Annotated in this window: 21 protein-coding genes; 11 read left to right on the top strand and 10 right to left on the bottom strand. The window is 63.5% G+C overall.

The window, feature by feature from the left end:
- Nucleotides 1-9: 9 nt before the first annotated feature.
- Nucleotides 10-867: an RNA polymerase factor sigma-32 gene (locus tag NKI67_RS04510; RefSeq protein WP_023680558.1), complete on the bottom strand. Its 858-nt coding sequence runs from the start codon at nucleotides 865-867 to the stop codon at nucleotides 10-12.
- Nucleotides 868-1192: 325 nt separating this feature from the next.
- On the opposite strand from NKI67_RS04510, the gene NKI67_RS04505 reads away from it, so the two are divergent.
- The 3 genes from NKI67_RS04505 (at nucleotide 1193) to NKI67_RS04495 (ending at nucleotide 3536) form a co-directional block, all read left to right on the top strand.
- Nucleotides 1193-1966: an amino acid ABC transporter substrate-binding protein gene (locus NKI67_RS04505; protein ID WP_352454874.1), complete on the top strand. Its 774-nt coding sequence runs from the start codon at nucleotides 1193-1195 to the stop codon at nucleotides 1964-1966.
- A gap of 122 nt (nucleotides 1967-2088) precedes the next feature.
- On the top strand, nucleotides 2089-2769 hold the full coding sequence (locus NKI67_RS04500; RefSeq protein ID WP_023721020.1) for an ABC transporter permease subunit: 681 nt from the start codon (nucleotides 2089-2091) through the stop codon (nucleotides 2767-2769).
- On the top strand, nucleotides 2766-3536 hold the full coding sequence (locus NKI67_RS04495; RefSeq protein ID WP_352452513.1) for an amino acid ABC transporter ATP-binding protein: 771 nt from the start codon (nucleotides 2766-2768) through the stop codon (nucleotides 3534-3536). Before NKI67_RS04500 ends, NKI67_RS04495 begins: the two co-directional genes overlap by 4 nt.
- A 79-nt stretch (nucleotides 3537-3615) precedes the next feature.
- Here NKI67_RS04495 and NKI67_RS04490 read toward each other — a convergent pair whose 3' ends face one another.
- From NKI67_RS04490 to NKI67_RS04465, 6 genes are all read right to left on the bottom strand, one after another.
- Entirely contained in the window at nucleotides 3616-4197 is a 582-nt protein-coding gene (locus NKI67_RS04490; RefSeq protein WP_006327799.1) for a CarD family transcriptional regulator, read from the bottom strand.
- Nucleotides 4198-4565: 368 nt separating this feature from the next.
- Nucleotides 4566-4904, bottom strand: coding sequence for a ferredoxin FdxA (gene fdxA / locus NKI67_RS04485; RefSeq protein ID WP_023680554.1), 339 nt, complete (start codon nucleotides 4902-4904; stop codon nucleotides 4566-4568).
- A 148-nt stretch (nucleotides 4905-5052) separates the two neighbouring features.
- Entirely contained in the window at nucleotides 5053-5439 is a 387-nt protein-coding gene (locus NKI67_RS04480) for an RNA-binding S4 domain-containing protein (RefSeq protein ID WP_023680553.1), read from the bottom strand.
- A gap of 12 nt (nucleotides 5440-5451) precedes the next feature.
- Nucleotides 5452-8859 carry a helicase-related protein gene (locus NKI67_RS04475; protein ID WP_352644539.1) on the bottom strand — a complete coding sequence of 1136 codons (3408 nt, stop codon included), beginning with the start codon at nucleotides 8857-8859 and terminating at the stop codon, nucleotides 5452-5454.
- Between the two features lie 729 nt (nucleotides 8860-9588).
- The gene (gene phbB / locus NKI67_RS04470; RefSeq protein ID WP_352572008.1) at nucleotides 9589-10314 is read right to left on the bottom strand and encodes an acetoacetyl-CoA reductase; all 726 of its coding nucleotides are present in this window, start codon (nucleotides 10312-10314) and stop codon (nucleotides 9589-9591) included.
- Nucleotides 10315-10415: 101 nt separating this feature from the next.
- Entirely contained in the window at nucleotides 10416-11603 is a 1188-nt protein-coding gene (locus NKI67_RS04465; RefSeq protein WP_352572007.1) for an acetyl-CoA C-acetyltransferase, read from the bottom strand.
- Between the two features lie 278 nt (nucleotides 11604-11881).
- Between NKI67_RS04465 and phaR the strand changes: the two genes are divergently transcribed.
- Entirely contained in the window at nucleotides 11882-12490 is a 609-nt protein-coding gene (gene phaR / locus NKI67_RS04460; RefSeq protein WP_023678449.1) for a polyhydroxyalkanoate synthesis repressor PhaR, read from the top strand.
- Nucleotides 12491-12558: 68 nt separating this feature from the next.
- Here the strand turns inward: phaR and NKI67_RS04455 are convergent, their stop codons facing one another.
- Nucleotides 12559-13707, bottom strand: coding sequence for a citrate/2-methylcitrate synthase (locus NKI67_RS04455; protein WP_352644536.1), 1149 nt, complete (start codon nucleotides 13705-13707; stop codon nucleotides 12559-12561).
- A 92-nt stretch (nucleotides 13708-13799) separates the two neighbouring features.
- Here NKI67_RS04455 and NKI67_RS04450 point away from each other — a divergent pair, with 92 nt between their 5' ends.
- The 6 genes from NKI67_RS04450 (at nucleotide 13800) to NKI67_RS04425 (ending at nucleotide 21940) form a co-directional block, all read left to right on the top strand.
- A complete protein-coding gene (locus NKI67_RS04450) occupies nucleotides 13800-14888 on the top strand; it encodes a citrate synthase/methylcitrate synthase (RefSeq protein WP_023678451.1) in 1089 nt (362 codons plus the stop codon).
- A 184-nt stretch (nucleotides 14889-15072) separates the two neighbouring features.
- Nucleotides 15073-15855, top strand: coding sequence for a 3-hydroxybutyrate dehydrogenase (locus NKI67_RS04445; RefSeq protein ID WP_023678452.1), 783 nt, complete (start codon nucleotides 15073-15075; stop codon nucleotides 15853-15855).
- 26 nt (nucleotides 15856-15881) lie between these two features.
- Nucleotides 15882-17012: a patatin-like phospholipase family protein gene (locus NKI67_RS04440; RefSeq protein WP_023678453.1), complete on the top strand. Its 1131-nt coding sequence runs from the start codon at nucleotides 15882-15884 to the stop codon at nucleotides 17010-17012.
- Nucleotides 17013-17291: 279 nt separating this feature from the next.
- The gene (locus NKI67_RS04435) at nucleotides 17292-18503 is read left to right on the top strand and encodes an efflux RND transporter periplasmic adaptor subunit (RefSeq protein ID WP_023678454.1); all 1212 of its coding nucleotides are present in this window, start codon (nucleotides 17292-17294) and stop codon (nucleotides 18501-18503) included.
- A 2-nt stretch (nucleotides 18504-18505) separates the two neighbouring features.
- Nucleotides 18506-21682 (top strand): efflux RND transporter permease subunit, encoded by a 3177-nt coding sequence (locus NKI67_RS04430; RefSeq protein WP_023678455.1) that lies wholly within the window; start codon nucleotides 18506-18508, stop codon nucleotides 21680-21682.
- Nucleotides 21683-21781: 99 nt separating this feature from the next.
- A complete protein-coding gene (locus tag NKI67_RS04425; protein ID WP_023678456.1) occupies nucleotides 21782-21940 on the top strand; it encodes a DUF3309 family protein in 159 nt (52 codons plus the stop codon).
- Between the two features lie 66 nt (nucleotides 21941-22006).
- Here NKI67_RS04425 and NKI67_RS04420 read toward each other — a convergent pair whose 3' ends face one another.
- Nucleotides 22007-22966, bottom strand: a complete 960-nt coding sequence (locus NKI67_RS04420) for an NAD-dependent epimerase/dehydratase family protein (RefSeq protein ID WP_352634174.1) — start codon at nucleotides 22964-22966, stop codon at nucleotides 22007-22009.
- Nucleotides 22967-23059: 93 nt separating this feature from the next.
- Between NKI67_RS04420 and NKI67_RS04415 the strand changes: the two genes are divergently transcribed.
- Nucleotides 23060-23971 (top strand): LysR family transcriptional regulator, encoded by a 912-nt coding sequence (locus NKI67_RS04415; RefSeq protein ID WP_352572004.1) that lies wholly within the window; start codon nucleotides 23060-23062, stop codon nucleotides 23969-23971.
- Here the strand turns inward: NKI67_RS04415 and NKI67_RS04410 are convergent.
- On the bottom strand, nucleotides 23929-25110 hold the full coding sequence (locus NKI67_RS04410; RefSeq protein WP_352644533.1) for an MFS transporter: 1182 nt from the start codon (nucleotides 25108-25110) through the stop codon (nucleotides 23929-23931). The genes NKI67_RS04415 and NKI67_RS04410 overlap by 43 nt on opposite strands.
- Nucleotides 25111-25133 lie beyond the last annotated feature (23 nt).

Raw genomic sequence — 25133 nt, 5'->3', positions numbered from 1 at the left:
CGACGCGATTCAGGCTGCGAGAAATTCCGGATTCTGCTTTACCAGCGCCGCCTTGAGCTTTTCCATGGCGCGCGCCTCGATCTGCCGGACACGTTCCTTGGAGATGCCGAGCGTCTCGCCGAGCGCTTCGAGCGTCGCGCCCTCGTCGCTCAGCCGGCGCTCCTCGATAATCCTGAGCTCGCGCGCATTGAGAGCGCCGAGTGCCGTCTTCAGCCACACCGAGCGGCGTTCGACGTCGATCGTATCGCCGACGACCTCATCGGGCAGCGGGTCATCCGAAACCAGGAACTCCATCCGCTCGGTTGCGCCCGCATCGTCGGCTAGCGGCGTGTTGAGCGAGCTGTCCGGCGCCGAAAGGCGGGAATCCATCATCGCCACATCGGCCTCCGATACCCCGAGAGCCGCCGACACTTCGCGGTAGAGCGTGGCATTCGACATCTGCTCGGCGCCGTTTGCCAGGCGGGCGCGCAGACGCCGCAGGTTGAAGAACAGCGCCTTTTGCGCCGAGCTCGTGCCGCCGCGCACGATCGACCAGTTGCGCAGGATATAGTCCTGCATCGAGGCGCGAATCCACCAAGTCGCGTAGGTCGAGAACCGCACCTCGCGCTCGGGCTCGAAACGGGCCGCTGCCTCCAGCAGCCCGACATGGCCTTCCTGGATCAGGTCGCCCAGCGGAAGGCCGTAGTGGCGAAACCGCGACGCCATGGAAATGACCAACCGCATATGCGCGACGGTGATGCGGTGCAGCGCGTGCTGGTCATTGTTTTCCTTCCAGCGCAGCGCCAGGAGATGCTCTTCGTCACGTTCCAGATAAGGGGCTTTCATCGCCGCGCGAACCATGGTCCGTCCTGCACTGTCTTCCATCATGCCGCGCTCCTGCTCCAGGCGTTGCGGTGCGATCGAATCGTGAGTTGGCGCCGATGGTTGAAATGGCGGCGCCGCGCCCTACAACAGCGAAGAACGTGCCATGCGGGGGAATGTTCCCCCGGACTGTCATGTCGATTGCGCTGTTCCAGGCGATTCGCCACCGGCCTTGACTCAGCCGGATGGCGCCCGGAGATGCTGGTTGAGAATTGGATTTCAAGGGCGCGAGATTTTTGAAATTTAGTTTCTTATTCTGGCATCGCGCATCTGTCATTTTCCGGCACTCGCAATGACGCCGGACATCGGCCAAGGACGGGATCACAGAAAAATGAAATGGCTCAAATCGCTCATCATCGCCGGAACGCTGCAGGTTCTGGCCATCGCCGCCGGTCACGCCGGCGCCAATCTCGACCAGATCAAGCAGTCCGGCGTCTTCAAGGTCGGCACGGAAGGAACCTATGCGCCCTTCACCTATCATGATGCTTCCGGCGCGCTGGTCGGCTTCGACGTCGAGATCGCGCGGGCCATCGCCGAGCGCCTCGGCGTCAAAGCCCAGTTCCTCGAAGGCAAATGGGACGGGCTGATCGCCGGTCTCGATGCCAACCGCTACGATGCCGTCATCAACGAGGTCGGCATCACCGAGGCGCGCAAGGCCAAATATGACTTTTCGGATCCCTACATCGCCTCCAAGGCGGTGCTGATCGTGCGCGGCGACAACACCGATATTAAGAGCTTCGCCGATCTCAAGGGCAAGAAAGCGGCGCAATCGCTGACTTCGAACTTCGGCAAGCTGGCTGAAACCAACGGCGCCGAACTCGTCGGCACCGACGGCTTCGACCAGTCGATCCAGCTGCTTCTTACGGGCCGCGCCGACGCCACCATCAACGACAGCCTGTCCTTCCTCGACTTCAAGAAGCACAAGCCCGACGCCAATGTGAAGATTGCCGCCCAGGAAGAAAACGCCGACTATTCCGGCGTCATCGTGCGCAAGGGCGATCCGGAACTGGTGGCCGCCATCAATAAGGCGCTGGCCGACATCAAGGCCGACGGCACCTACAAGAAAATCGCCGACACCTATTTCGGCCAGGACGTTTCGAAGTAAAACGGCTTTCTCGTGTGGGCCGAATGCCGGCCCGCGTCGTTCGTATCGCGGCGAGCTGTCTTTCGACGGCCCGCCGCTTTCGCGTGATATGAGCGACGGCAATCTGGCAAGGAGGAGCCTTCGTGCCGCACTGGCTGCAATTGATGCTGGAATCCCTGCCTACGCTGCTGTGGGCTGCACTGATCTTCACCGTGCCGTTGACGCTGCTGTCGTTTGCATTCGGTCTTGTTCTCGGCCTGGTCGTGGCGCTTGTCCGGCTGTTCGGTCCCAAACCGCTGGTCGCCGTGGTCCGCTTCTACGTCTGGATCTTCCGCGGCACGCCGCTTCTCGTGCAACTGTTCCTTATCTTCTACGGCCTGCCATCGGTCGGCATCCTGCTCGACGCCTTTCCGGCAGCACTGATCGGCTTCACCTTGAACATCGGCGCCTATTCGTCGGAAATCATCCGCGCCGTCATCGGTTCGGTACCGAAGGGCCAGTGGGAAGCGGCCTATTCGATCGGCATGACCTGGGCCCAGGCAATGCGGCGCACCATTCTTCCACAGGCGGGGCGCGTCGCGGTGCCGCCGCTGTCCAACACCTTCATCTCGCTGGTCAAGGACACTTCGCTCGCCGCCGCCATCACCGTGCCCGAGATGTTCCAGGCAGCGCAGCGCATCGTCGCCACCACCTATGAGCCGCTGATCCTCTATGTTGAGGCAGCGGCCCTCTATCTGGTCATGAGCTCCGTGCTGTCGGCCTTGCAGGCGCGGCTGGAAACGCGGCTCAACCGTTATGGCGGCTTCCTGGAGGCGCGCGCATGATCGGCCTCACCAACATCGAAAAGCGTTTCGGCGACAATTTGGTGCTGAAGGGCGTCACCGTCACCATCGAGGAAGGCAGCGTTACGGCGCTTGTCGGGCCGTCGGGCGGAGGGAAGAGCACGCTTTTGCGCTGCATCAACCTGCTCGAGCTGCCGACTTCAGGCACGGTACGGATCGGCGACGATGCACTCGAATTCCACCCCGGCGGCAGGGTCTCGACCAGGGATATCCAGCGGCTGCGGCTGCAGACCGGCATGGTGTTCCAGAATTTCCAGTTGTTTCCGCATCGCACTGCGATCGAGAACATCATGGAGGGGCTGGTGACGGTGCTGAAATGGCCCAAGGAGAGGGCGCGCGAACGGGCGCTGGCCCTGCTCGAAAAAGTCGGCATGGCGCACAAGGCCGATGCCTGGCCGGCGACCCTGTCAGGTGGCCAGCAGCAGCGCGTGGCGATTGCCCGGGCGCTGGCGCCTTCGCCGAAGGTCCTGCTCTGCGACGAGCCGACCTCGGCACTCGATCCGGAACTGGCGCAGGAGGTGGTCGACGTGCTCGGCAAGCTCGCCAGCGAGGGCACGACCATGGTGATGGCGACGCATGACCTGCGGCTCGCCTCCAAGATCGCGCGGGAAGTGGTGTTCCTCGATGCCGGCAACATCGTCGAACAAGGCCCGGCCGCGGTGCTGTTCAGCAACCCGGAACGCCAGCGGACCAAGCGGTTCATTGCCACGCTGAAGCACGAGGCGGAAAGGGAGGGCGGCGAAGGTTAGATATGCCCGTCGCCGGTCAGCTAAGACAAAAAAACCCGGCGCGAGGCCGGGTTTTTCTGAATTCGAAGACGAGAAAAGCTCAAGCAGCTTCTTCCTGCTCGGCTTCCTCGTTGTCGGCCTTGGCGCCGCGCTTCGGGCCCTTGTTGAGGTTCACCTCGATGAGACGGACCGCTTCGGTCTCCGACATGCGGTTGACGGCCGCGATCTCGCGGGCCATGCGGTCGAGGGCCGCCTCGTAGAGCTGGCGCTCGGAATAGGACTGCTCCGGCTGGTTATCGGCGCGGTAAAGATCGCGCACCACTTCCGAGATCGAGATCAGATCGCCGGAGTTGATCTTGGCATCATATTCCTGGGCACGGCGTGACCACATGGTGCGCTTGACGCGGGCGCGGCCCTGCACGACCTTCAGCGCGCGCTCGACATAATCCTCTTCCGACAGCTTGCGCATGCCGATCGAGGTCGCCTTGGCGACCGGCACCTTGAGGCGCATCTTGTCCTTCTGGAAGTCGATGACGAACAGCTCCAGCTTGTGGCCCGCGACTTCCTGCTCATCGATCGAGACGATCTGGCCGACACCATGCGCCGGATAGACGATGTACTCGCCGGTCTTGAAACCGTGGCGCGCTGCGGTGGACTTCTTCTGCGGGGTGATCGTTGCCATTACGCCCTGAACTCCTTGTTGTGGTACCGGCATCGTGCCGGCCCGAACTCGTGCGACCGGGGTGACCGGTCCTTAGCCACACAACGATGAACTCACCGGAAAGGCCAGGACCGGCAAATCGCAACATTGCGACCGCCTGCCCCAGATCGCTCTGGTCCGGATTGAGAAATTCACCTTTCAGTGATTTGGGGCGTTTGCGCCATAAATCGACGTTGTGTCACCGGCATGTTTGGTTGATATAACACAAAAAGTCGGAAGAATCAAGGTTTTGCTGCACGCGCGAAGGCCACGCGCCGTCGCCGCCTGTCAAGGCAGTTAATGTATCACGTCTGTTACGCGGCGTCAGGCCGCCGCAGCCGGCAGGCTCGTCAGTCGCCTTCGCCGGGCTCGGCGGAGAAATATTTCTCGAACTTGCCAGTTTCGCCATCGAAATTTTTAGCGTCGGCCGGCGGCTCCTTCTTGGCGGTGATGTTGGGCCATTTGTCGGCATATTCGGTGTTGATCTGCAGCCATTTGTCGAGGCCCGACTCGGTGTCGGGCTTGATCGCGTCGGCCGGGCATTCCGGTTCACAGACGCCGCAATCGATGCACTCGTCCGGGTGGATGACGAGCATGTTCTCACCTTCGTAGAAGCAGTCGACCGGACAGACCTCGATGCAGTCCATGTATTTGCATTTTATGCAATTGTCGGTCACGACATAGGTCATTGGTCGGCTCCGGGACGTCCCATTTTATTGGGCTTTTTTGGTGAGGTAACGCCTTTGTCCGCTGGTGGCAAGGGCGGCCCCTGCCAGCGGTGCCGCGGTTTCCGGAATGGAATTCCGGAAGGCCGGCAAAGCGGGCGTTCGACCTTGCTCAATCGTCGCCGAGCAGGTGGTCGGTCTGGCGGCGTTCCTTCTTGGTCGGGCGACCGCTGCCGGCCTCGCGCAACGGCGGCACCGCATCCGGAAGCGCCTCGCCCTTGGGCGCGGGGGGCGGCGACATGTCCTCGTAGAGCAGGCGGGCCTCTTCGGCCGGGCCACGCCGTACGCCGGTGCCAAGGACCTTCCAGACGAAGATCCGCCGCTCCAGCGTGATGGTCAAAACGTCGCCCGGCCGGACCGTATCGGAGGCCTGCGCTGCTTTGTCGCGATTGATGCGGACGCGTCCGGCGACGACCAGCTTGGCTGCCAGCGTGCGCGATTTTACCGCGCGCGAGAAGAACAGCCACTTGTCGATGCGCTGGCGGGCATCAGTGACCATTGGACGAGCAGCCTACTTCTTCAGCTGGTCGCGCAACGCGGCGAGCTTGGCGAAGGGCGAGTCCGGGTCGAAGCGGACCGGGCGTTCCTCACGCGGCTTTGGCTGGAAGGCGGGTTTTGCGCCTTGGGCGCCGCCTTTGCCGTCCTGCCGGCCAGCCTTCCAGTCGGGCCGGTTTTCGCGCCGGTCGGGGCGTTCGCCTTGCGGCTTGCCGGCGCGCTGCTCTGCCGCCTCGCCTTGCGGCCTGGGCTTGAACTTGCTGCGGTCGAAGCGTGGCTTGCCGGCGCCGTCGCGCTGATCGTGACGCCCCTGACGGGCGGGCCGGTCGCCCGGCGTCGGCTGCCCGCCGGCATCTGCCGGCGCATCGCTGCGGCCGCCCGGCGCAGCTTGACCATTGCGCGCGCGACCGTCCCGATGATTGTCCCGGGGGCGGTTGTCATGCTGGCGATGACGCGGGCGCTGGTCGAAACGGCCCTGCCGCCATAACAGGATGGGTTTTGGCTCCTCGGCTTCTGGAGCAGCTTCGCCGGCGACGGCTCCTGCCGTCGCTGCAGGTTCGGCCGGCGATGCTTCCGTAGTGTCGGAAACCGGCGGTTCTGCCGGTGCCGCAGCCTCAGTTTCTGCCCCAAGTTCCGCCGTTGGCTCGGCCGCTGGTTCCGCAGGCGCTTCAGCAGTCGCCTCCGCGGCGGGCCGGGTCTCTTGCGTGACTTCTGCCGCAGCTTCAGGGGCTGGAGCTTCCGCGACAGGCTCTGCCGTCGCTTCGGTCACAGCTTCGGCCGCCGCCTCCGCAACAGGAGCCGCATCCGACACAGGTTCCGAAGCCTCCGCCGGCGGCTCTGCCGCGGCAGATGCTTCCGCCATCCTCGCCTGCTCGACTCGCGCAGCCTCTTCCGCCGCCTGCTTTGCAGCGGCAGCTTCACGCGCGGCATTGTCCTGTGCTTCGAGCCGCGCCTTGACCTCGGCCGCCGGTTTGGCATCGGCGCGATAGCCGAGTCCCTTCAGGATTTCTTCCATGTCGTCGGCGGTGGCGCCGAGGATCGACATCATCGGCGGCGTGACCATGAAGGACTGACCGTCATAGGCGCCGTCGGGGCGAGGGCCGAGGCCCGGCTTCCAGTTGGTCGCCGGCCGGATCAGGTCGGCCAGCCGTTCGAGAATATCGACGCGTACAGCACGCCGGCCAAGATTGCGGTAGCCGGCAAGCTTGTAGAAGGTCTTGTCGAAGGTCGGATCGATGACCACCGAGGTGCGGCCGGAGGCCAGTGCGTGAACGACATCGCCGAAGCCGGGCTTGTCCTTACCGTCGTTTCTCAGCGCCCACAGCAGCGTTATCAGCCCGGCCGGCGCCGGTTTGATCAGCGCCGGCACGAAGACATGGTAGGCGCCGAAGCGCACTCCGAGACGGCGAAGCGCCGCGCGGCCTTCCTGGTCGAGCGACTTCATCTCGTCGGCGATGTCGCGACGGTTGATGAGGCCGAGATGCTCGACAAGCTGGAAAGCGATGCCGCGGCCGATGCCGGTGATCTGCTCCGCATTCTTGAGGTCGACCAGCGGCTTCAGCAGGGATTCGATCTGGAAATTGACGAAGCGCTCGGCGCGCGCCGCAACCTTGTCGCGGGCCGGGCCGGTGAGTTGCTCGTCGGCGAGCAGAACGAGACGCGGCTTCAAAGCGTCTTCGCCGGCAACCAACGTGCCGATCGGGGCGCCGATCCAGCGCAGCGTGCCATCCGAACCCAGCGCAATGTCGCCATTGGCAGAGGCGCCGAAACGCTCGGCCCGCGACTCGAACTCGGCGGCAAGCGCCTTCTGCGCCGCCGCCCGCACCGCCTTGGCGTCTTCGCCGCCGGCGCTCTGGTCGGCGGTGAAGCGGAAACCTTGCAACTCGCCGACGTGATGGCCTTCGACGAGGACGGTTCCGGTTGGGCTGATTTCGGCTTCAGGCATCGTGTTTTCTCTAAGGCGCCGCATGAGGACGGAAGTCCTGCGGTCTACAAAACGTTTCGTCAACCGCTCATGCAGCGCATCCGACAATCTGTCTTCGATTTCGCGCGTCTTTTCCTGCCAGTGTGCCCGATCGGCCAGCCAGCCGGGCCGGTTGGAGACGAAGGTCCATGTGCGGATCTGGGCAATCCTGTGCGATAACGTGTCGATGTCGCCTTCGGTGGTGTCGGCACGGCGCACCTGCTCGGCCATGTAGTTCTCGTCGACATGGCCATGCCTGGCAAGGTCCATGTAAATGGAGGCAATCAAGTCGGCGTGCTGGGCCGGCGCGATCTTCCTGTAGTCGGGCAGCGCGCAGGCTTCCCACAGCAGCGCCACGCGCCTGGCATCGGTGGTGAGTGCCCGGACGTCCTCGTCGCGCGACAGATGCTCGAGCGCCTGCGCGTCTACTGCCGGCAGCGCGCGCGTCAGGCCTTCGACCGGGGCGTTGGTCTCAATCGAGCGCTTCAGCGCATCGAGGTTGGCGAAATCGAAATGCGCGGTACGCCACTGCAGCACTTTCACCGGGTCGAAATCATGCGCCTCGATCTTGTTGACCAGTTCATCATCCAGCGGATCGACCTGGCCGGTGACGCCGAAGGTGCCGTCGCGCAGATGCCGGCCGGCGCGGCCGGCAATCTGGCCGAGCTCGGCCGCCGTCAGGTTGCGGTACTGGTAGCCGTCGAATTTGCGATTCTGGGCGAAGGCGACGTGGTCGAGGTCGAGGTTGAGGCCCATGCCGATGGCGTCGGTGGCGACGAGGTAGTCGACGTCGCCCGACTGGAACAGCGCCACCTGGGCGTTGCGGGTGCGCGGGCTGAGTGCGCCGAGCACGACCGCGGCACCGCCCTGCTGGCGGCGGATCAGCTCGGCGATGGCATAGACCTCGTCGGCCGAGAAGGCGACAATCGCGGTGCGCCGCGGCAGGCGGGTCAGCTTCTTCGAGCCGGCATAGGCAAGATGCGACAGGCGTGGCCGGGTCACCACCGACACACCCCGCAGCAGGCGCTGCAGGATGCCGTGCATGGTAGCGGCGCCAAGCAGCAGCGTCTCCTGGCGGCCGCGCAGATGCAGGATGCGATCGGTGAAGATGTGGCCGCGTTCGAGATCGCCGGCGAGCTGGACCTCGTCGATGGCAACGAAGGCGGCGTCGGTCTCGCGCGGCATCGCTTCCACGGTGCAGACCGAGTATTTCGCGCCAGCCGGCTGGATCTTTTCCTCGCCGGTGATGAGCGCAACCTTATGGGCGCCGACCTTCTCGCAGACGCGCGTATAGACCTCGCGGGCAAGCAGCCTGAGCGGCAGGCCGATGACGCCGCTTTCGTGCGCCACCATGCGTTCGATGGCGAGGTGGGTCTTGCCGGTGTTGGTCGGGCCGAGCACGGCCGTCACGTCTCGACCCGACAGGATCAGCGGTTCAGTGTGTTTCGGATAGATGTTCATTGGCCTGGAAATAAGGCTCTCTGCCTCGCATTGTCGGGAGCGCGCCCATATTGGCCGCGTATGACAGGCGACACATAGGGATTTCGGGCACGAAGCGAAAGCGGAATATGCCGAGGGCAGGCCGATTGGTTGGTTCGAAGCCAGAAAATCTGTTCCCGATTAACAGTTGGAACGAGTCTGGAACGAATCAGCGACGAATCACTGACTCGCGCTGATTCAGGGTTTGTTCACGGCTACATCTGGGTTTTCTGTCGGCGTACCTCACCACATGCTGAATCACGGAAACTGGCCCGATTTATGCAGGCGGCATCCACGCGAGCACTGCGGTTAACCTCTGCCGGTGAATGGTCGTGGCTGGCCAATCTGCTTCGCACAACATTATGAAATTATTGATGTTTCCTAACGCGCTTTAATCATTTCGAGGGTGTTTTCAGCTCTCGCCGTTAACGTTCCGCTCAAAGCCGGAACGAATCGGCGACGAATCAGAGATAGCCGAAGTTTCTTGGTTTGTTCACCGCAGCATGTTGTGTTGTGAACAGCTTTTCCACCTAGAATCCACAGGCTGCCGGGCGGTTTTTGCACAGGCTGCGAGTTTGCCGTTAACCTTTGCGTGCCGGATTGGGGCAGCGTGCTGCATCGAGATCTTGCAACGGGAAGACCGCTATACACGGGCCGTTTTGCAGGCCCGTTCGTCCAAGCGCGTATCTGTCTCAACGTAAAGATAAACGATCAGGCGATGTACTGGCCGCCATTGGCTGATATGGTCGAGCCGGTGATGAAACCGGCATCGTCGGAAGCGAGGAAGACGACGCAGCGCGCGATTTCCTCCGGCTCGCCGAGACGGCCGACCGGGATGTGCGGGATGACGCGCTCGTTGAGGACCTTCTCGTCCATTGCCTTGACCATCTCGGTGGCGATGTACCCGGGGCAAATGACGTTGACGGTGATGCCGGCGCGCGCGCCTTCCTGGGCCAGTGCCTTGGTGAAGCCGATATCGCCGGCCTTCGAGGCCGAATAATTGACCTGGCCGGCCTGGCCTTTCTGGCCGTTGATCGAGGAGATGGTGATGATGCGACCGAACTTGCGGTCGCGCATGCCGCCCCACAACGGATGCGTCATGTTGAAGACGCCGGAAAGGTTGGTGTCGAGGACCTCTTTCCATTGCTCGCGCGTCATCTTGTGGAACATCGCGTCGCGAGTGATGCCGGCATTGTTGACCAGCACCGAGACGGGACCGAGATCGGCTTCGATCTGTTTGATGCCGGCGGCGCAGGCCTCGTAGTCGGCGACCGACCATCTATAGACCGGGATGCCGGTCGCGGCCTTGAACTTTGCCGCCGCTTCCTCATTGCCGGCGTAGTTTGCGGCGACCGAATAGCCGGCGCTTTTCAAGGCGACCGATATCGCCGCGCCGATGCCGCGCGACCCGCCTGTGACGATTGCAACCTTTGTCATGCGTTTCCCTCCCAGAGTGAATGGTGAATGGTGAATGGTTATTGCGTAAGCCCTCCGATCTTCCATTCACCATTCACCATTCACCATTCACAATTTGCCATTCATCCCATTGCTTCCACGCACATGGCAACACCCATGCCGCCGCCGATGCACAGCGTGGCAAGGCCTTTCTTGGCACTTCTGCGGCGCATCTCGTAGACCAGCGTGTTGAAGATGCGGGCGCCCGAGGCGCCGACCGGATGGCCGATGGCGATGGCGCCGCCATTGACGTTGACGATGGCCGGATCCCAGCCCATGTCCTTGTTGACGGCGCAGGCCTGCGCGGCAAAGGCCTCGTTGGCTTCGACCAGATCGAGGTCGCCGACCGACCAGCCGGCCTTGGCCAGCGCCTTGCGCGAGGAGGGGATCGGTCCCGTCCCCATGATCTGCGGGTCGACACCGGCGGTCGCCCAGGAAACGATACGCACCAGCGGTGTGATGCCGCGCCTTGCGGCTTCCGCTTCGGTCATCAGCACCACGGCGGCGGCACCGTCGTTGATGCCGGAAGCATTGGCAGCAGTCACCGTGCCTTCCTTATCGAAGGCGGGCTTGAGCTTGGTCATGGCATCGATTGTCGCGCCGTGGCGGATGTATTCATCCTGGTCGACTACGGTGTCGCCCTTCCTGCCCTTGACTGTAAAGGCAACGATCTCGTCCTTGAATTTCCCGGCTTTCTGCGCGGCCTCGGCCTTGTTCTGGGAAGCCAGTGCGAACTGGTCCTGGTCGTCGCGGGTGATCTGGAACTGGCGGGCGACGTTCTCAGCGGTGTTGCCCATATGATAGCCATAGAAGGCATCGGTCAGGCCGTCCTTGATCATGGTGTCGATCAGCTTGAAATCGCCCATCTTGACGCCACCGCGCAGATGCTGTGCATGCGGAGCCATCGACATCGATTCCTGGCCGCCGGCAACGATGATCCTCGCGTCGCCCTGGGCGATCTGCTGCATGCCGAGCGCGATGGCGCGCAAGCCCGAGCCGCAGAGCTGGTTCAGGCCCCAGGAGGTCGCCTCCTGCGGTACGCCGGCAGCCATTGCCGCCTGCCGCGCCGGGTTCTGCCCTTGAGCCGCGGTCAGGATCTGGCCGAGGATGACCTCGTCCACCTCCTTGCCGTCGACGCCGGCACGGACCAGCGCTTCCCTGACGGCGACGGCACCCAATTCATGGGCTGGGGTGTTGGCGAAGGCGCCGTTGAAGGAGCCGACGGGCGTGCGCGCTGCACTGGCGACAACGATGGCGTTGGAAGCGGACATGTTCTTCTCCAGGCTTTCGGGGAACGATTTCGGGTGCCGTCGGGGACTTTTCTTGCCCTTTCCACAACCCGAGTCAAACCCGAAATGGGCATGGCGTTCCTCCGCGGCAAGCAGGCCGCGCGTCGCTGCGATGACGGCCCATCCGTGCTGCGCAGCATAAAATGGTCCCGCACTGCACAAACTGCTTGGATTCATGACGCTTTTGCGCATATCCTTTAAAAAGGCGCAATCGTTACCGGCGGCTTACTTAAGCTGCCCGGTGTCCGGGGAGGATGCAGATGGCCGCAAAAGACGAACCTATTGTTATCAAGAAATATGCCAATCGCCGTCTCTACAATACGGGCACCAGCACCTATGTGACGCTCGAGGATCTCGCTGAAATGGTCAAAAGAGGCGAGGACTTTACTGTCCAGGACGCCAAGACCGGTGACGACATCACGCATCCGGTACTGACCCAGATCATCTTCGAGCTGGAGAACAAGGACGGGCAGAACATGCTGCCGATCCCGTTCCTGCGTCAGCTCATCGCCTATTACGGCGACCAGATGCAGATGATCGTGCCGAGCTTTCTCGAGCAGTCGATGCTGGCCTTCTCTAAGGAGCAGGAACGCTTTCGCGAGCAGATGAAAGATGCGCTCGGCAAGTCGCCGATGGACATGATGAAGATCGCGACACCAATCAAGGTGCTGGAGGAGCAGACGCGGCGCAACATGGAAATGTTCCAGAACGCCATGCGGCTGTTCACGCCGTTCCCGCCCGCGGGCTCGGCGCCGGCAGCAGCGCCGGCCGAACCGGCCAGGAAGGAAACGCCGGAAAAACCCGACGACCTCCAGGAGCTGAAGGAGCAGATCGCCGCGATGCAGCGTAAGCTCGACACGATGTCCTGACTGCCGGCTGGCGAAGTGCAGCGTCGAATCTCTCTTCAGGTGCCGCTGAGACTTCGCAAGCAGCGCGGCTAGAGCTGCTCCGGCAGCGGTCCCTGGTAGCGGGCGCGTGGCCGGATCAGGCCGTTGCTCGTCACCTGCTCCACGGCATGCGCGGCCCAGCCGACGCTGCGGCCGAGTGCGAACAGGCGGAACGGCGCATCGGACGGCAAACGGAGGCCGCGCGTCAGCGCAGCCAAGGCGAAATCGACGTTCGGGCGCATGCCCGTTGCCGCAAAGGCCACATCGCAAAGCCGTAACAGCCCATCATCGACATCTATCGCGGCCAGCAACGGTTCCGCACGCGGATCGCCGTCGGGATAAAGCGGATGGCCAAATCCGGGCAGCGGCCTGTCGTGACCGAGCCAGCGTCCGACAGCCGCATCCGGCCCCAATCTCTGCGCATCCTCCGCCAGCATCATGACCGCCTCCGCGGCGCCGCCATGACGCGGCCCGGAGAGCGTGGCGAGGCCGGCAAGCAGGCAGGCCGAAACAGGTGCGCCGGTGGACGCGGCGACCCGTGCGGCGAAGGTCGATGCGTTCAATTCGTGATCGGCCAACAGCACGAGCGAGCGGCGGATCAAGTCTGCGCCGGCCGCATCAAGCGACCATCCCTGCGCCAGCCTTTCGTGCACGGCACCAGTTCCGGGAATCGCGCCGAGCGCCTGGGCCAAAGCGGCGATGGCGCCGGCCGCATCGTGGTTGAGCGAAGCCGATCTTCGGCCGAGCGAAGGCCGGCCGTTGGCCGCCAACGCGGCCCATTCCGCGAAGGCAGCCGGCCGGCCAGTTGCGCCGTTGCCATGGCGGCTCGCCGAGACGAACGACACTGGTGCGCCAGATGCCCAAAGCAGGTTTGCCGTCTGCTCCAGCGTGGCAGCCTCGCAGAGAGCAACCGCATCCTGGCCGCGATAGACAAGGCGGCCATGCAAAACGGTCGAGATCGTGGTGGCGATCGCCGGCTCACCCCAGGCAATTGCACTTTCGGCGATTGCCTGGGGATTTCGGCCACGAGCCCGGCGGCTCGCCAGCGCCGCGATATCGTCGGCGCGATACTGGCTGCGGCGTGGATCCGCCCGGTCCGGCCGCACGCCGATGCGTCCGCGGCTGACATAGGCATAGAGGGTCTGGGCTCGCACCTTGAGACGCTCCAGGGCTTCGTCCCGCGTCAGCCACTCCGTCATGTCAGCCTTGTCATGTTGATTCCGTTGATCAAGATTGATGGTCCAGTCACCAACCCTTATCTTCCACCCGGAAAGGGTCAAGGAGAAAACCAATGGCGAATGGGCTCGATGATGTGGTGGCGGCGGAAACGGTGCTCTCCGATGTTGACGGTCTTGGTGGCCGCCTGACCATCCGGGGCCATTCGTTGCCCGAACTGGCAGGCCGCTGGAAATACGCCGAGGTGGTTCATCTGCTGTTCGACGGCTTTTTCGACGATCTTCCCGACGGCAGGGAGCTGGCGAACGCGATCGGTCGGGCGCGCAGCGAAGTGTTCGAGCAGATCAAACCCTTGCTGCCGTTTCTCGCATCCGTCGATATCTACAGCGCGATGCGCGCCGGTATTGCCCTGCTGCCGGATGGTGACAAATTGTCGGACGCGCTGCGGCTGGTTGCGGCACCTGCCGTGCTGACGCCGGCCTTGCTGCGCTTGCAGCGCGGCGAAAGCCCGATTGCGCCCGATAGCAAGGCCGATCATGCAGCCGACATGCTGCGGATGCTGACCGGCATTGTGGCCTCGCCTAAATTGGCGAAGGCGCTCGATGCCTATCTCGTGACGGTTTGCGACCACGGCCTCAACGCATCGACCTTCGCCGCGCGCGTGGTCGCTTCGACGCAGGCCGGGCTTACTTCGGCGGTGCTGGCCGGGCTCGGAGCGCTCAAGGGGCCGCTGCATGGCGGCGCGCCAGGTCCGGTGATCGAGATGCTGGATGCGATCGAGGTGCATGGCGACGCCGCCGGCTGGCTGCGTGGCGAGATCGCGCGTGGCGGCCGCATCATGGGCTTCGGCCATCGCATCTATCGCGTGCGCGATCCGCGTGCCGACGTGCTGAAAGCCGTCGTGCGCCAGCTCGGCGCCGAGGGCGAAAGCGGCCACCGGCTGGCCTTCGCCGAAAGCGTGGAGCAGGCGGCGCTCGAAGTGCTCCGCATCGCCAAGCCGTCACGCTCGCTCCAGACCAACGTCGAGTTCTTCACAGCGCTCCTGCTGGAAGCGGCGGGCTTTCCGAAAGAGGCGTTCACCAATGTCTTTGCTGCCGGGCGCGTCGCCGGCTGGATTGCCCATGCGCGCGAGCAGCAAACGAGCGGACGGCTGATCCGGCCGCAGTCGCGCTATATCGGGACGGTGCCGGACCTCGTCGCCTGACGAGCTTTCAGCGCATGCTTTGCGAAACGAGGCGACGACCTCTCTTAGGGGACGAGAGAGGTCTACATGACAAAAATTTCATGTCATTGCTCCACACATCCGCTGTTCTTGGGTGACAGAGAGCCTATATGCTGCAGTGCAGCATGGTTCCACGGGAGCCCGCCTCGAAAGGAATAAAGCCGCCTTGACCGCCAGAAAAACCGCCATCGTCACCGGTTCCACCTCGGGCATCGGCCTGGCCATTGCCCACGCGCTCGCGGCCGAAGGCTGCAACGTCGTCGTCAATTCCTTTTCCGACACCGCCGACGACCGCGCCATCGCAGACGCGATCGCGAAGCACCACAAGGTGAAGACCGCCTATGTCAAAGCCGACATGTCGAAGCCGGCCGAGTGCCGGGCTTTGGTGGCGAAGGCAGCCGAGGCATTCGGCTCGGTCGACATCCTGATCAACAATGCCGGCATCCAGCATGTCGCGCCGGTGGAAAGCTTCCCGATCGAGAAGTGGGATGCGATCATCGCCATTAACCTGTCATCGGCCTTCCACACCATCGCAGCCGCCATCCCGTTGATGAAACAGGCCGGTGGCGGCCGGATCGTCAACGTCGCCTCGGCCCACGGCCTTGTCGCCTCGCCGTTCAAGTCGGCCTATGTCTCGGCCAAGCATGGCATTATGGGCTTGACCAAGACTGTCGCCCTGGAACTGGCGCGCGACAAGATCACCTGCAATGCCATTTGTCCGGGCTATGTGTTGACGCCGCTGGTCGAGGCGCAGATCCCCGACCAGATGAAGGCCAACAAGATGGACCGCGAGACGGTGGTCCGTGAGGTAATGCTCGAAAAGCAACCGACCAAGGAGTTCGTCACCGTCGAGCAGGTTGCGGCGGCCGCGGTGTTCCTATGCTCGGATGCGGCGGCGCAGATCAACGGCGCGCACATCTCTGTCGATGGCGGCTGGACCGCTCAGTGAGGCTTCCAGCGGTCAAGGGCCACGCCATGCCGAAAAATGGCAAGGCGGAAGAGCCAAAGAAGATCAATGTCGCGCTGCAAGGCGGCGGTTCGCACGGGGCGTTTTCCTGGGGCGTGCTCGATCGGCTGCTCGAGGACGGGCGCCTCGACATAACGGCGGTTTCGGGCACCAGCGCCGGCGCCATGAATGCCGTGGCGCTGGCCGACGGCTTTGTCCGCGGCGGTGTCGAGGGCGCGCGGCGGAAGCTCGACGATTTCTGGCGTGCGGTGGCGGCAAAGGGCCGCTTCAGCCCGGTACAGCGCATGCCTTGGGACGTCGCCTGGGGCAATTGGTCGATCGAGAACACGCCCGGCTATTTCCTGTTCGATACGATGTCTCGGGTATTTTCGCCCTATGTCGCCAATCCGCTCGCCATCAATCCGCTGCGCGACGTGGTCGAACGTGAGATCGATTTCGACAATGTGCGCGCCTGCAAGTCGATGGAACTGTTCATTTCCGCTACCAATGTCGAGACCGGCCAGTTGCGGGTCTTCTCGGACGGCGAGATCGACCTCGACACGGTGATGGCGTCGGCCTGCTTGCCGCAATTGTTCCGTGCCGTCGAGATCAAGGGCGTGCCCTATTGGGATGGCGGTTATGGCGGCAACCCGGCACTGTTCCCGTTCTTCAAGACGGCGGCCACCGAGGACGTGCTTTTGGTGCAGATCAATCCGGTGGTCCGCGAGGGAACGCCGAAGAGCGCCAATGAGATCCAGAACCGCATCGACGAGATCACCTTCAATGCCGGGCTGTTGCGCGAATTCCGCTCGATCGCCTTCGTCAAGGAACTGATCGCCGCCGGCCGATTGCCGCACGGCGAATATCGCGACATCCGCATGCACCGCATCGATGCCGACGAAGCGTTCAAGGATCTGTCGGCATCGTCCAAGGTCAATGCCGAATGGGCGTTCCTTGCCTATCTGCGCGACCTCGGCCGCACCGCAGCCAGTGATTGGCTGGAAGAAAATTATGACGCCGTCGGCAAGCGGCCGACGATCGATCTGTCCGGCGAACTCGACGACGGCTTGAAGCCGGTGACCGGGCCGGCGCCGGGCCGGCGGGTCAAGGAATTTCTTGCGGCGCGCAAGCAGCCCGAGGCCGCCCGCCGTCCGGCCTAGCTGCTTCGCAAGCAGATGGCATTCGCAATCCGTCAATCATCCTGACACTTGCTGCCATACCGCTGTTTTGGCGATCAACAGCCGATGCTGCAGCCGCATCTTTGCGGACAAAGCAACAACCCATCAACTTTTCTGACTATATTGCGCTGCAACTTTGAGGTAGAAGCGCGCTTCGCCGATCACGGCAATTTGAATACGGCCTCGCGCGCACCCATATCGGCGACGCGCCCCAAGTAGAAGATGCGGCCTGGCCGAACCCCGCGCACTGGAAAAATGACGATGCCGAAATTCAGGTTTCACAAGCTTGCAGCCATTGTTGTGCTCATCGGGTTCGCCGGCTGGATGGCGACAGGCGAGTTCTCGTCCGTCGGCAGCGCGTCCGCCGACAACAAGCCCAAGGCAGGAGAGGTCGAGCAGCCCAAGGCAGCCGACGCAGGCAAGCCCCAAGCTGGCGAACAGGGGGCTGCCAAACCGGGGACTGCCGAGGCGGAACAGCCCAAGGCGCCGTTGCGCACGGTCGCGGTCATAACCCCGCCGCGGCGCACCTATGCACGCGCTATCCGCATTTCCGGACTGACCGAAGCCGACAAGCGCGCCGTCCTGGCGACACGCGTCGCCGGCGTCATCGACAAGCTGCCGGTCAAGCAGGGCCAGCACGTCAAGACCGGCGACCTGATCCTGATGCTTGCCGCCGAGGAAAAAATCTCGGCGGTCGACAATGCCAAGCAGCTTGTCGTGCAACGTGAGGCAGAGCTGGCAGCTGCCCTGCGGCTGATGAAAACCGGCAATCTGCCCAAGTTGCAGCTCGATACAACCCGCTCCAACCTGACGCTGGCCAAGTCGCAACTGGACGCAGCGCAAGCCGAGCTCGACCGCAACGAGGTGAAGGCGCCCTTCGACGGCGTCATCGACCGGGTGCCGGTGGAGCTTGGCAGTTCCGTGATGCAGGGCGGCGAGGTGGCGACCATTCTCAAGCTCGATCCGGTGATCGCACGCGGCGAAGTCAGCGAACGCGATCTCGGCTATCTGAAGATCGGTGACGAAGCCAATGTGCGCCTGGTCAGTGGCCAGACCGTCAAGGGTACGGTGCGCTACATCAGCCGGGATGCATCTTCGGCAACCCGTACCTTTCGGGTTGAAGTCGCTATCCCCAATGCCGATGGGTCCGTACCGGCCGGCATGACGGCAGAAATCGCGCTCAGCGCCCAGCCGACCGACGCCGTGATGCTGCCGCGCTCGGTGGTGACGCTCGGCGACAAGGGCGACCTCGGCATCCGCGCCGTCGACAAGGATGACAAGGTCGTGTTCTTCCCGATCGATCTGGTCGACGACACGCCAACCGGCCTGGTGCTCGGCGGCATTGCGGCCGACGCCCGCATCATCGTCGCCGGCCAGGAGCTGGTGAAGGAAGGCGAGGTGGTCAAGCCGGTCGCAGCCGACCAGGCGACCATCCAAAAGCTGTTGGGCGAAGCGACGGCCGGGACGCAGTAATCATGGACATCGTCAAACTTGCTATCAGCAATGCCCGGCTGACCATTGCGGTCCTGGTCTTTCTCATCCTTGCCGGTGCGGTCGCCTACCAGTCGACGCCGAAGGAAGCGGAACCGGACGTTCCGATTCCGATGATGTATGTCAGCCTGATCTACCAGGGCATCTCGCCGGAAGACTCCGAGCGCCTCCTGCTGCGGCCGATGGAAGCCAAGCTGAAGAGCCTGAAAGGCCTCAAGGAGATGCGCTCGGCCGCCTTCCAGGGCGGCGGTTATGTGCTGGTCGAATTCCAGCCACAGACGGATCTCGCCACCGCGCTGCAGGACACACGCAGCAAGGTGCAGGACGGCAAGGCCGACCTGCCGCAAGCGGCTGAGGAGCCCGTGGTCTCCGAGGTCAATATCTCCGAGTTCCCCGTCCTGGTCGTGACGCTGTCGGGCGAGGTGCCCGAGCGCGTGCTGACGGCGGCGGCGCGCGAGCTGCGCGACCGCATCGAGGAAGTGCCTGGCGTGCTCGAGGGCTCGCTGCAGGGTGCGCGCGACGACCTCGTCGAAGTGGTCATCGATCCGATGAAGCTGTCTTCCTACGGGCTGCAGCTCGACCAGTTGATCGGTGCGGTCGGCGCTTCCAACAGTCTTGTCGCCGCCGGCAACATCGAAGGATCCGAGGGCAAATACGCGGTCAAGGTGCCCTCGCTTATCGAGACACCGGAGGATGTGGCGGCGCTTCCGGTCGTCGCCGGCCCCAATGCGGTGGTGCAGGCCAAGGACATTGCCACCATCCGCTCCACATTCAAGGACGCCGAGACGGTCACCCGCCTCGACGGCAAGCCGGCGATCGCCATCGAGGTGAAGAAGCGCATCGGCTCCAACCTGATCGATACGATTGGCAAGGTCAGGGAGGTGTCCGACGCCTTCATCAAGACGATGCCGGAGGGCATGCACGTCACCTACACGCAAGACAAGTCCGTCTTCGTGAACCAGTTGCTCGGCGACCTGCAGAACCACGTGATGATCGCCGTCATCCTGGTGTTCATCGTCATTCTCTACGCGCTGTCTGGCCGTGCCTCGCTGCTGATCGGATTGGCCATCCCCTCGTCCTTCCTGATCGGCATCCTGTTGCTGGCAATGATGGGCTACACGATCAACATGATCGTGCTGTTCAGCCTCATCCTGGCGGTCGGCATGCTGGTCGACGACGCCATCATCGTCACCGAATTCGCCGAGCGACGCATGAGCGAGGGCATGCCGAAGGAGCAAGCGTTCGCGCTTGCCGCCAAGCGCATGGCCGGCCCGGTCATCGCGGCGACGATGACGCGCATTGCCGCCTTCTCGCCGCTGTTGTTCTGGCCGGGCATTATCGGCGACTTCATGAAATACATGCCGATCACGCTGATCGTGACGCTCTCGGCCTCGATGCTCTATGCGCTGGTCTTCGCGCCGACGCTGGGCGCGATATTTGCCAAGGCGCCGGCCCATCACCCCGACGACAATCGCGACGGCTGGTACATGGCCGTGGTCAAGCAGGCGGTGCATTATCCCATCACCGTGCTTGTCCTCACTGTGGCGCTGTTGTTCGGCGTCGGCTACGCCTATTCGAAATTCGGCGCCGGCGTCGAATTCTTCCCGAATGTCGAGCCTGACTACGGCCTGCTCTATGTCCACGCCCGCGGCAATCTTTCGCTTGCCGAAATGGACGCGGCCACCAAGACCGCGGAAAATCGGCTGCTCGGTTGGCCGGGCGTGAAGTCTGTCTATACCCGTGTCGGCAAGACGCAGGGCGGCGGCCAGGATGTTCCGGAAGACGTGGTTGGCGTGATCCAGTACGAATTCGTCGACTGGCGCGAGCGTAAATCGGCGAACTCAATCCTGGACGAACTGCGCGGCGTGATGGCTGGCATTCCCGGTGTCGACGTCGAGGTTCGCGTGCCGGAAGCCGGCCCGCCTACAGGCAAGCCGATCCAGATCAGGCTTTCGGCCGTCGATCCGAAGGGCCTTGACGACAAGGCCCGCGCGGTCGCCGCGCGCATTGCCAAGGTGCCCGGCGTCATCGATATTTCCGACGGTCTGGCGCCGCCCGGCGTCGACTGGGCGCTCGAGGTCGATCGCGCCAAGGCGGCGCAGTACGGCATCAGCCCAACCGCGGTCGGGACGGTCGTGCAACTGGTGACCAACGGGCTGAAGCTCAGCGAATACCGGCCCGCCGGCGCCGACGATGCAGTCGACATCAGGCTGCGCCTGCCCGAGGATCGGCGCACGCTGTCAACGCTCGACGAACTGCGGGTGCAGACCGCGCAAGGCTCGGTGCCGATCTCGAACTTCGTCGTGCGTAAGCCGGAGCCGACGGTCGGTATCCTCAACCGCATCGACGGCGCGCGAACTGTGGTCGTCCAGGCCAACGTCGCTGCCGGCGCCCAGGTGGCAGCCGTCCAGCAGGAGGTCACCAAAGCTGTCGCCGACATGAACCTCGGCAGCGGCATTCGCTGGAAGCTTGCCGGCTCGAATGAGGACAGCGCGGAGGCCGGCGCCTTCCTCAGCAAAGCCTTCGGTGCGGCGATCTTCCTGATTTTCATCGTGCTTCTGGCGCAGTTCAACAAGTTCACCAGCGTCTGGCTGGTGCTGTCCTGCGTGGTCATGGCGACGATCGGCGTGTTCCTCGGGCTGCTGCTGACGGGAGAGGCATTCGGCATCGTCATGTCGGGCATCGGTGTCATCGCGCTGGCCGGGGTGGTGGTGAACAACAACATCGTGCTGATCGACACCTATGACCGGTTGCGCGAAGAGGGCTGGGACAAATACGAAGCCGTGCTGCAGACCTGCCGCGAGCGTGCCCGCCCGGTGGTGCTGACGGCGGTATCGGCGATCCTCGGTGTGCTGCCGATCGCCTTCGGCCTCGGCCTCGAAATCTTCCATCACGAGACGACGATCAACGCGCCGTCGACGCAATGGTGGATTTCGCTGTCTTCGGCGATCGTCTTCGGGCTGTCCTTCGCCACCGTGCTGACGCTGGTGGTGACGCCGTCGATGCTGATGGTGTTCACTCGCGCCAAGGTCAAACCCGGTGCGCGTCGTGGCTGGTTCAGTCGCCTGTTGGGGCGTCGAAAGGCCGAAATCCCGTCGAAAGGCCTGGACGCCGATCTGGGCGCCGAACCGGCGATCGCCTTCCCGAAGGCCGCCGAATAGAGTCCGGATCGCCGTCCTGATCAAGCAAAGGCCGCCCGGGAACAATGGGCGGCCTTCTGCATTGTTCCGTCATTGCAACCTCAAAGCGAGGATTTTCTGATGACGATCAGCACCATTCTCATCATTATCCTTATTCTTATTCTGATCGGCGCGGTTCCGGCGTGGCCGCATTCCCGGTCCTGGGGTTACGGACCATCCGGCATCGTCGGCGTCATTCTGATCGTTGTCCTGGTGCTGCTGTTGATGGGCCGGATCTGACCGCAATCATTGGTCGTGACAAGCGGCGGATGACCATCTGGCCATCCGCCTTTTTTTGGTTTGTTGTTAGGCAACTTTTTGCGTCGTCTTGAGCGTGGCGATGCCGATATCCTCGAGCGCTTCCGACACTGCATTTTCCAGCGGCGTGTGCGGGATCGTACCGATAACGCTTTCCAGCCTGCCTGAAACCAGCCGGTGCGGCTCGAAGCGGAGATAGGACATCGAAACGATCTCGCGCCACATCGCCACGAACGGGCCGCCGGCACGCAGCACCCACCACGGCATCGACGTCAGTTTCAGCGTGCGTCCGAGCGCCTTCTCCGCGGCCGCCTTGATGTCCAGATCGGTCACCGCATGGCCAGGAAAGTTCAGCGCCTCGTAGGAGCCGAGCTTGTCGAGATTGTCAGCCAGCCCGACGAAGGCCTTGGCCAGGTCGGGCAGATAGGCCCATTCATGCACGAGATCGACCGGCCCTGGGGCGGTATAGACACCCTTGGTTATCTTGGCGGCAACAACCAGATCGAACCACGATCCGCTGCCGCTGCCGCCGAAGAAATCACCAGCGCGCAGCAGGATCGTGCGCACCCGACCCGCATCGGCCTCGCGGCGAAACAGATCTTCCATGGCGACGCGGATGCGGCCCTTTTCCGTTGTCGGGCGAAACGGCGTGTCTTCGGCGATCACCGCCGGCATCGGCGAGCCGTAATTGTAGACGGTGCCCGGGAAGAGATGCAGCGCGCCGTTCGCCCGGCAGGCAGCCATCACATTCTCGGCCATCGGCAGGCATTTGCTCCAGTCGGTGTAGAGCGGGTTGAGGCCGTTGAAAATGATATCGACGCCTTCGGTCGCGCGGATCAGCGCAGCACGGTCGAGCGCGTCGCCGGCGATCGCCGTAGCGCCTTTGAGCTCGGCCGGCACCTTGCCGCTGCGGGTGACAGCGCGGACATCGTAGCCGGCATCGAGGAAGGCCATGGCGACCGTGCGGCCGAGGCGGCCATTGGCGCCGAGAATTGCGATCGTGGTCATTGTTCGTCTCCGTGTTGCGTTACGACCCCAATATTGTATCTTCGCAAACGAATGAAAATTGACTATGATTGGCGATATGATATTCAATTTTGAATGGATATTGACTGGAACCTGATCAAGAGTTTCGTCACCGTGGCGGAGACCGGCAGCCTGTCGGCCGCCGCGCGAAAACTTGCCGCGAGCCAGCCGACGCTCGGCCGCCACATCACCGAGCTGGAACAGGCGCTCGGTGTCACGCTCTTCCGGCGCGGGCGGCGTGGCTACGCGCTCACGGAAGCGGGCAGCACGCTCTTTGAACGGGGCCGCGCGGTGAGCGAGCAGGCGAGCGCCTTTTCGCTGCTGGCGCTGGGATCGGTCGAGGCGATCGAGGGTACGGTGCGCATTGCCGCCAGCGAAGTGGTGGCGGCCTATGTGCTGCCGGAAATCACAGCGAGGCTTGGGTTCGAGGAGCCGGGCATCGAGGTCGAGATCGTCGCCTCGAACCAGGTCGAGAATCTGCTGCGTCGCGACGCCGATATCGCCATTCGCATGGTCAAGCCGGCGCAGAATGAGCTGGTCGCGCGCAAGGTGACCGACATTCCGCTCCGCGCCTGCGCGGCAAAATCCTATCTGGACCGGCGTGGCCGTCCGCGCGAGGCCCGCGATCTTGCCGGCCATGATCTGGTCGGCTTCGACCGCAGCGATGAGATCATTCGCGGCTTTGCCCAGTTCGGCGTCCCGCTCGCCCGCAATGCCTTCCGCTTCAGGACCGATAATCAGATCGTGCTGTGGGAAGCGGTGCGGGCGGGAAACGGCATCGGCTTTGGCCAGGAGCCGCTCGCCGACCGTGATCCGCTGGTCGAGACAGTGCTGCCGGGTCTCCCGCTGCCGACGCTGCCGGTGTGGCTGGCCATGCACCGCGACGTGCGTACCAGCGTGCGCATCCGCCGCGTCGCGGATTTCCTCTACGAAGAGTTCAAGCGCTATTCAGCCGGTGCAGGCTCGGCAGCGAATTCGGCGCGGTGAGCGAGGCCGGCCATCAACAGCACGACGACCAGCAGCCCGGAGAGTGCGACGAAGATCGGGCCGAAGCTCGAGTGCTCGGCGACGAAGCCGATCGCCGACGGCGCCACCAGAATGCCTGAGTAACCCATTGTTGTGACGACGCTCATGCCTGTGCCGGACGCCATGCCCTCCTGGTTGCCGCCGGCCGAAAAAATGATCGGCACCATGTTGGCAATGCCGAGGCCGCAAAAGGCGAAGGCGGCAATGGCCAGCCAAGGCGAGGGAGCCAGCCCGGCCACCAGCATGCCGGCAGCAGCGGCAAGGGCCGAGGCGCGCAATGTCGTAACGGCACCGAAACGGTTGCGGACGCCATCGCCGAGAAAGCGCATGATGGCCATGACTCCGGAAAAGGCGGCATAGGCCAAGCCTGCGATGGCAAGATCGGCGCCGAGCTCCTGCCTGAGATACAGCGCCGCCCAGTCGAGTACCGCACCTTCGGAGATCATCGTCAGCAGCGCCATCAGCCCAACCAGATAGACCAGCGGGTTTGCTGGCAGCGCGAATTTGTGATGCTCGGCGACTGGGTGCTTGTCCTCGGCGATCAGGTAGCGGATCGCGACGGCGATGACGGCAAAGGCAAGAGCCGTCACCACTGTCGCATGGGCGAGGTGACCGTAGTTCTGGATGGCGAAACCGCCCAAAGCGCCGCCAGCGAAACCGCCAAGACTCCAGAAGCCGTGCGAGGACGACATGATGGCACGGGACAGCCGCCGTTCGACTGCCACTGCGTTGGCATTCATGGCGACGTCCATGCCGCCGATCGAACCGCCGAAGATGAACATGGCGACGGCCGCAAGGGGCACGTTGGGGGCCAGAGCCACAACCAAAAGGCCGAAGCTGCCGGCAAGTCCGAACCAGCGCAGCACCGTGCGCGAGCCATGCTTCGAGATCAGATGGCCGCACCAGGTCATGGCAGTGACGGCGCCGGCACCGAACAACAGAATCAGCAAGCCGAGCGTGAACTTCGAAATGTCGAGTCGCGTCAGGAACACCGGGATCTGCGGCGCCCAACTGCCGGTCAAGAAGCCGTTGGCGAGGAAGATGCCGGCCACTGCCCAGCGTCCACGAATCGCGATCTGCGTGATTTTCTGCGCGTCCATCGGGTAGAATCCGGTCCGGAAAT

Source organism: Mesorhizobium sp. M0408, assembly GCF_040321495.1.
Classification (GTDB): domain Bacteria; phylum Pseudomonadota; class Alphaproteobacteria; order Rhizobiales; family Rhizobiaceae; genus Mesorhizobium.
Note: the sequence above shows the minus strand (reverse complement) of the source record. Positions and strands in the feature narration are given on the sequence as shown.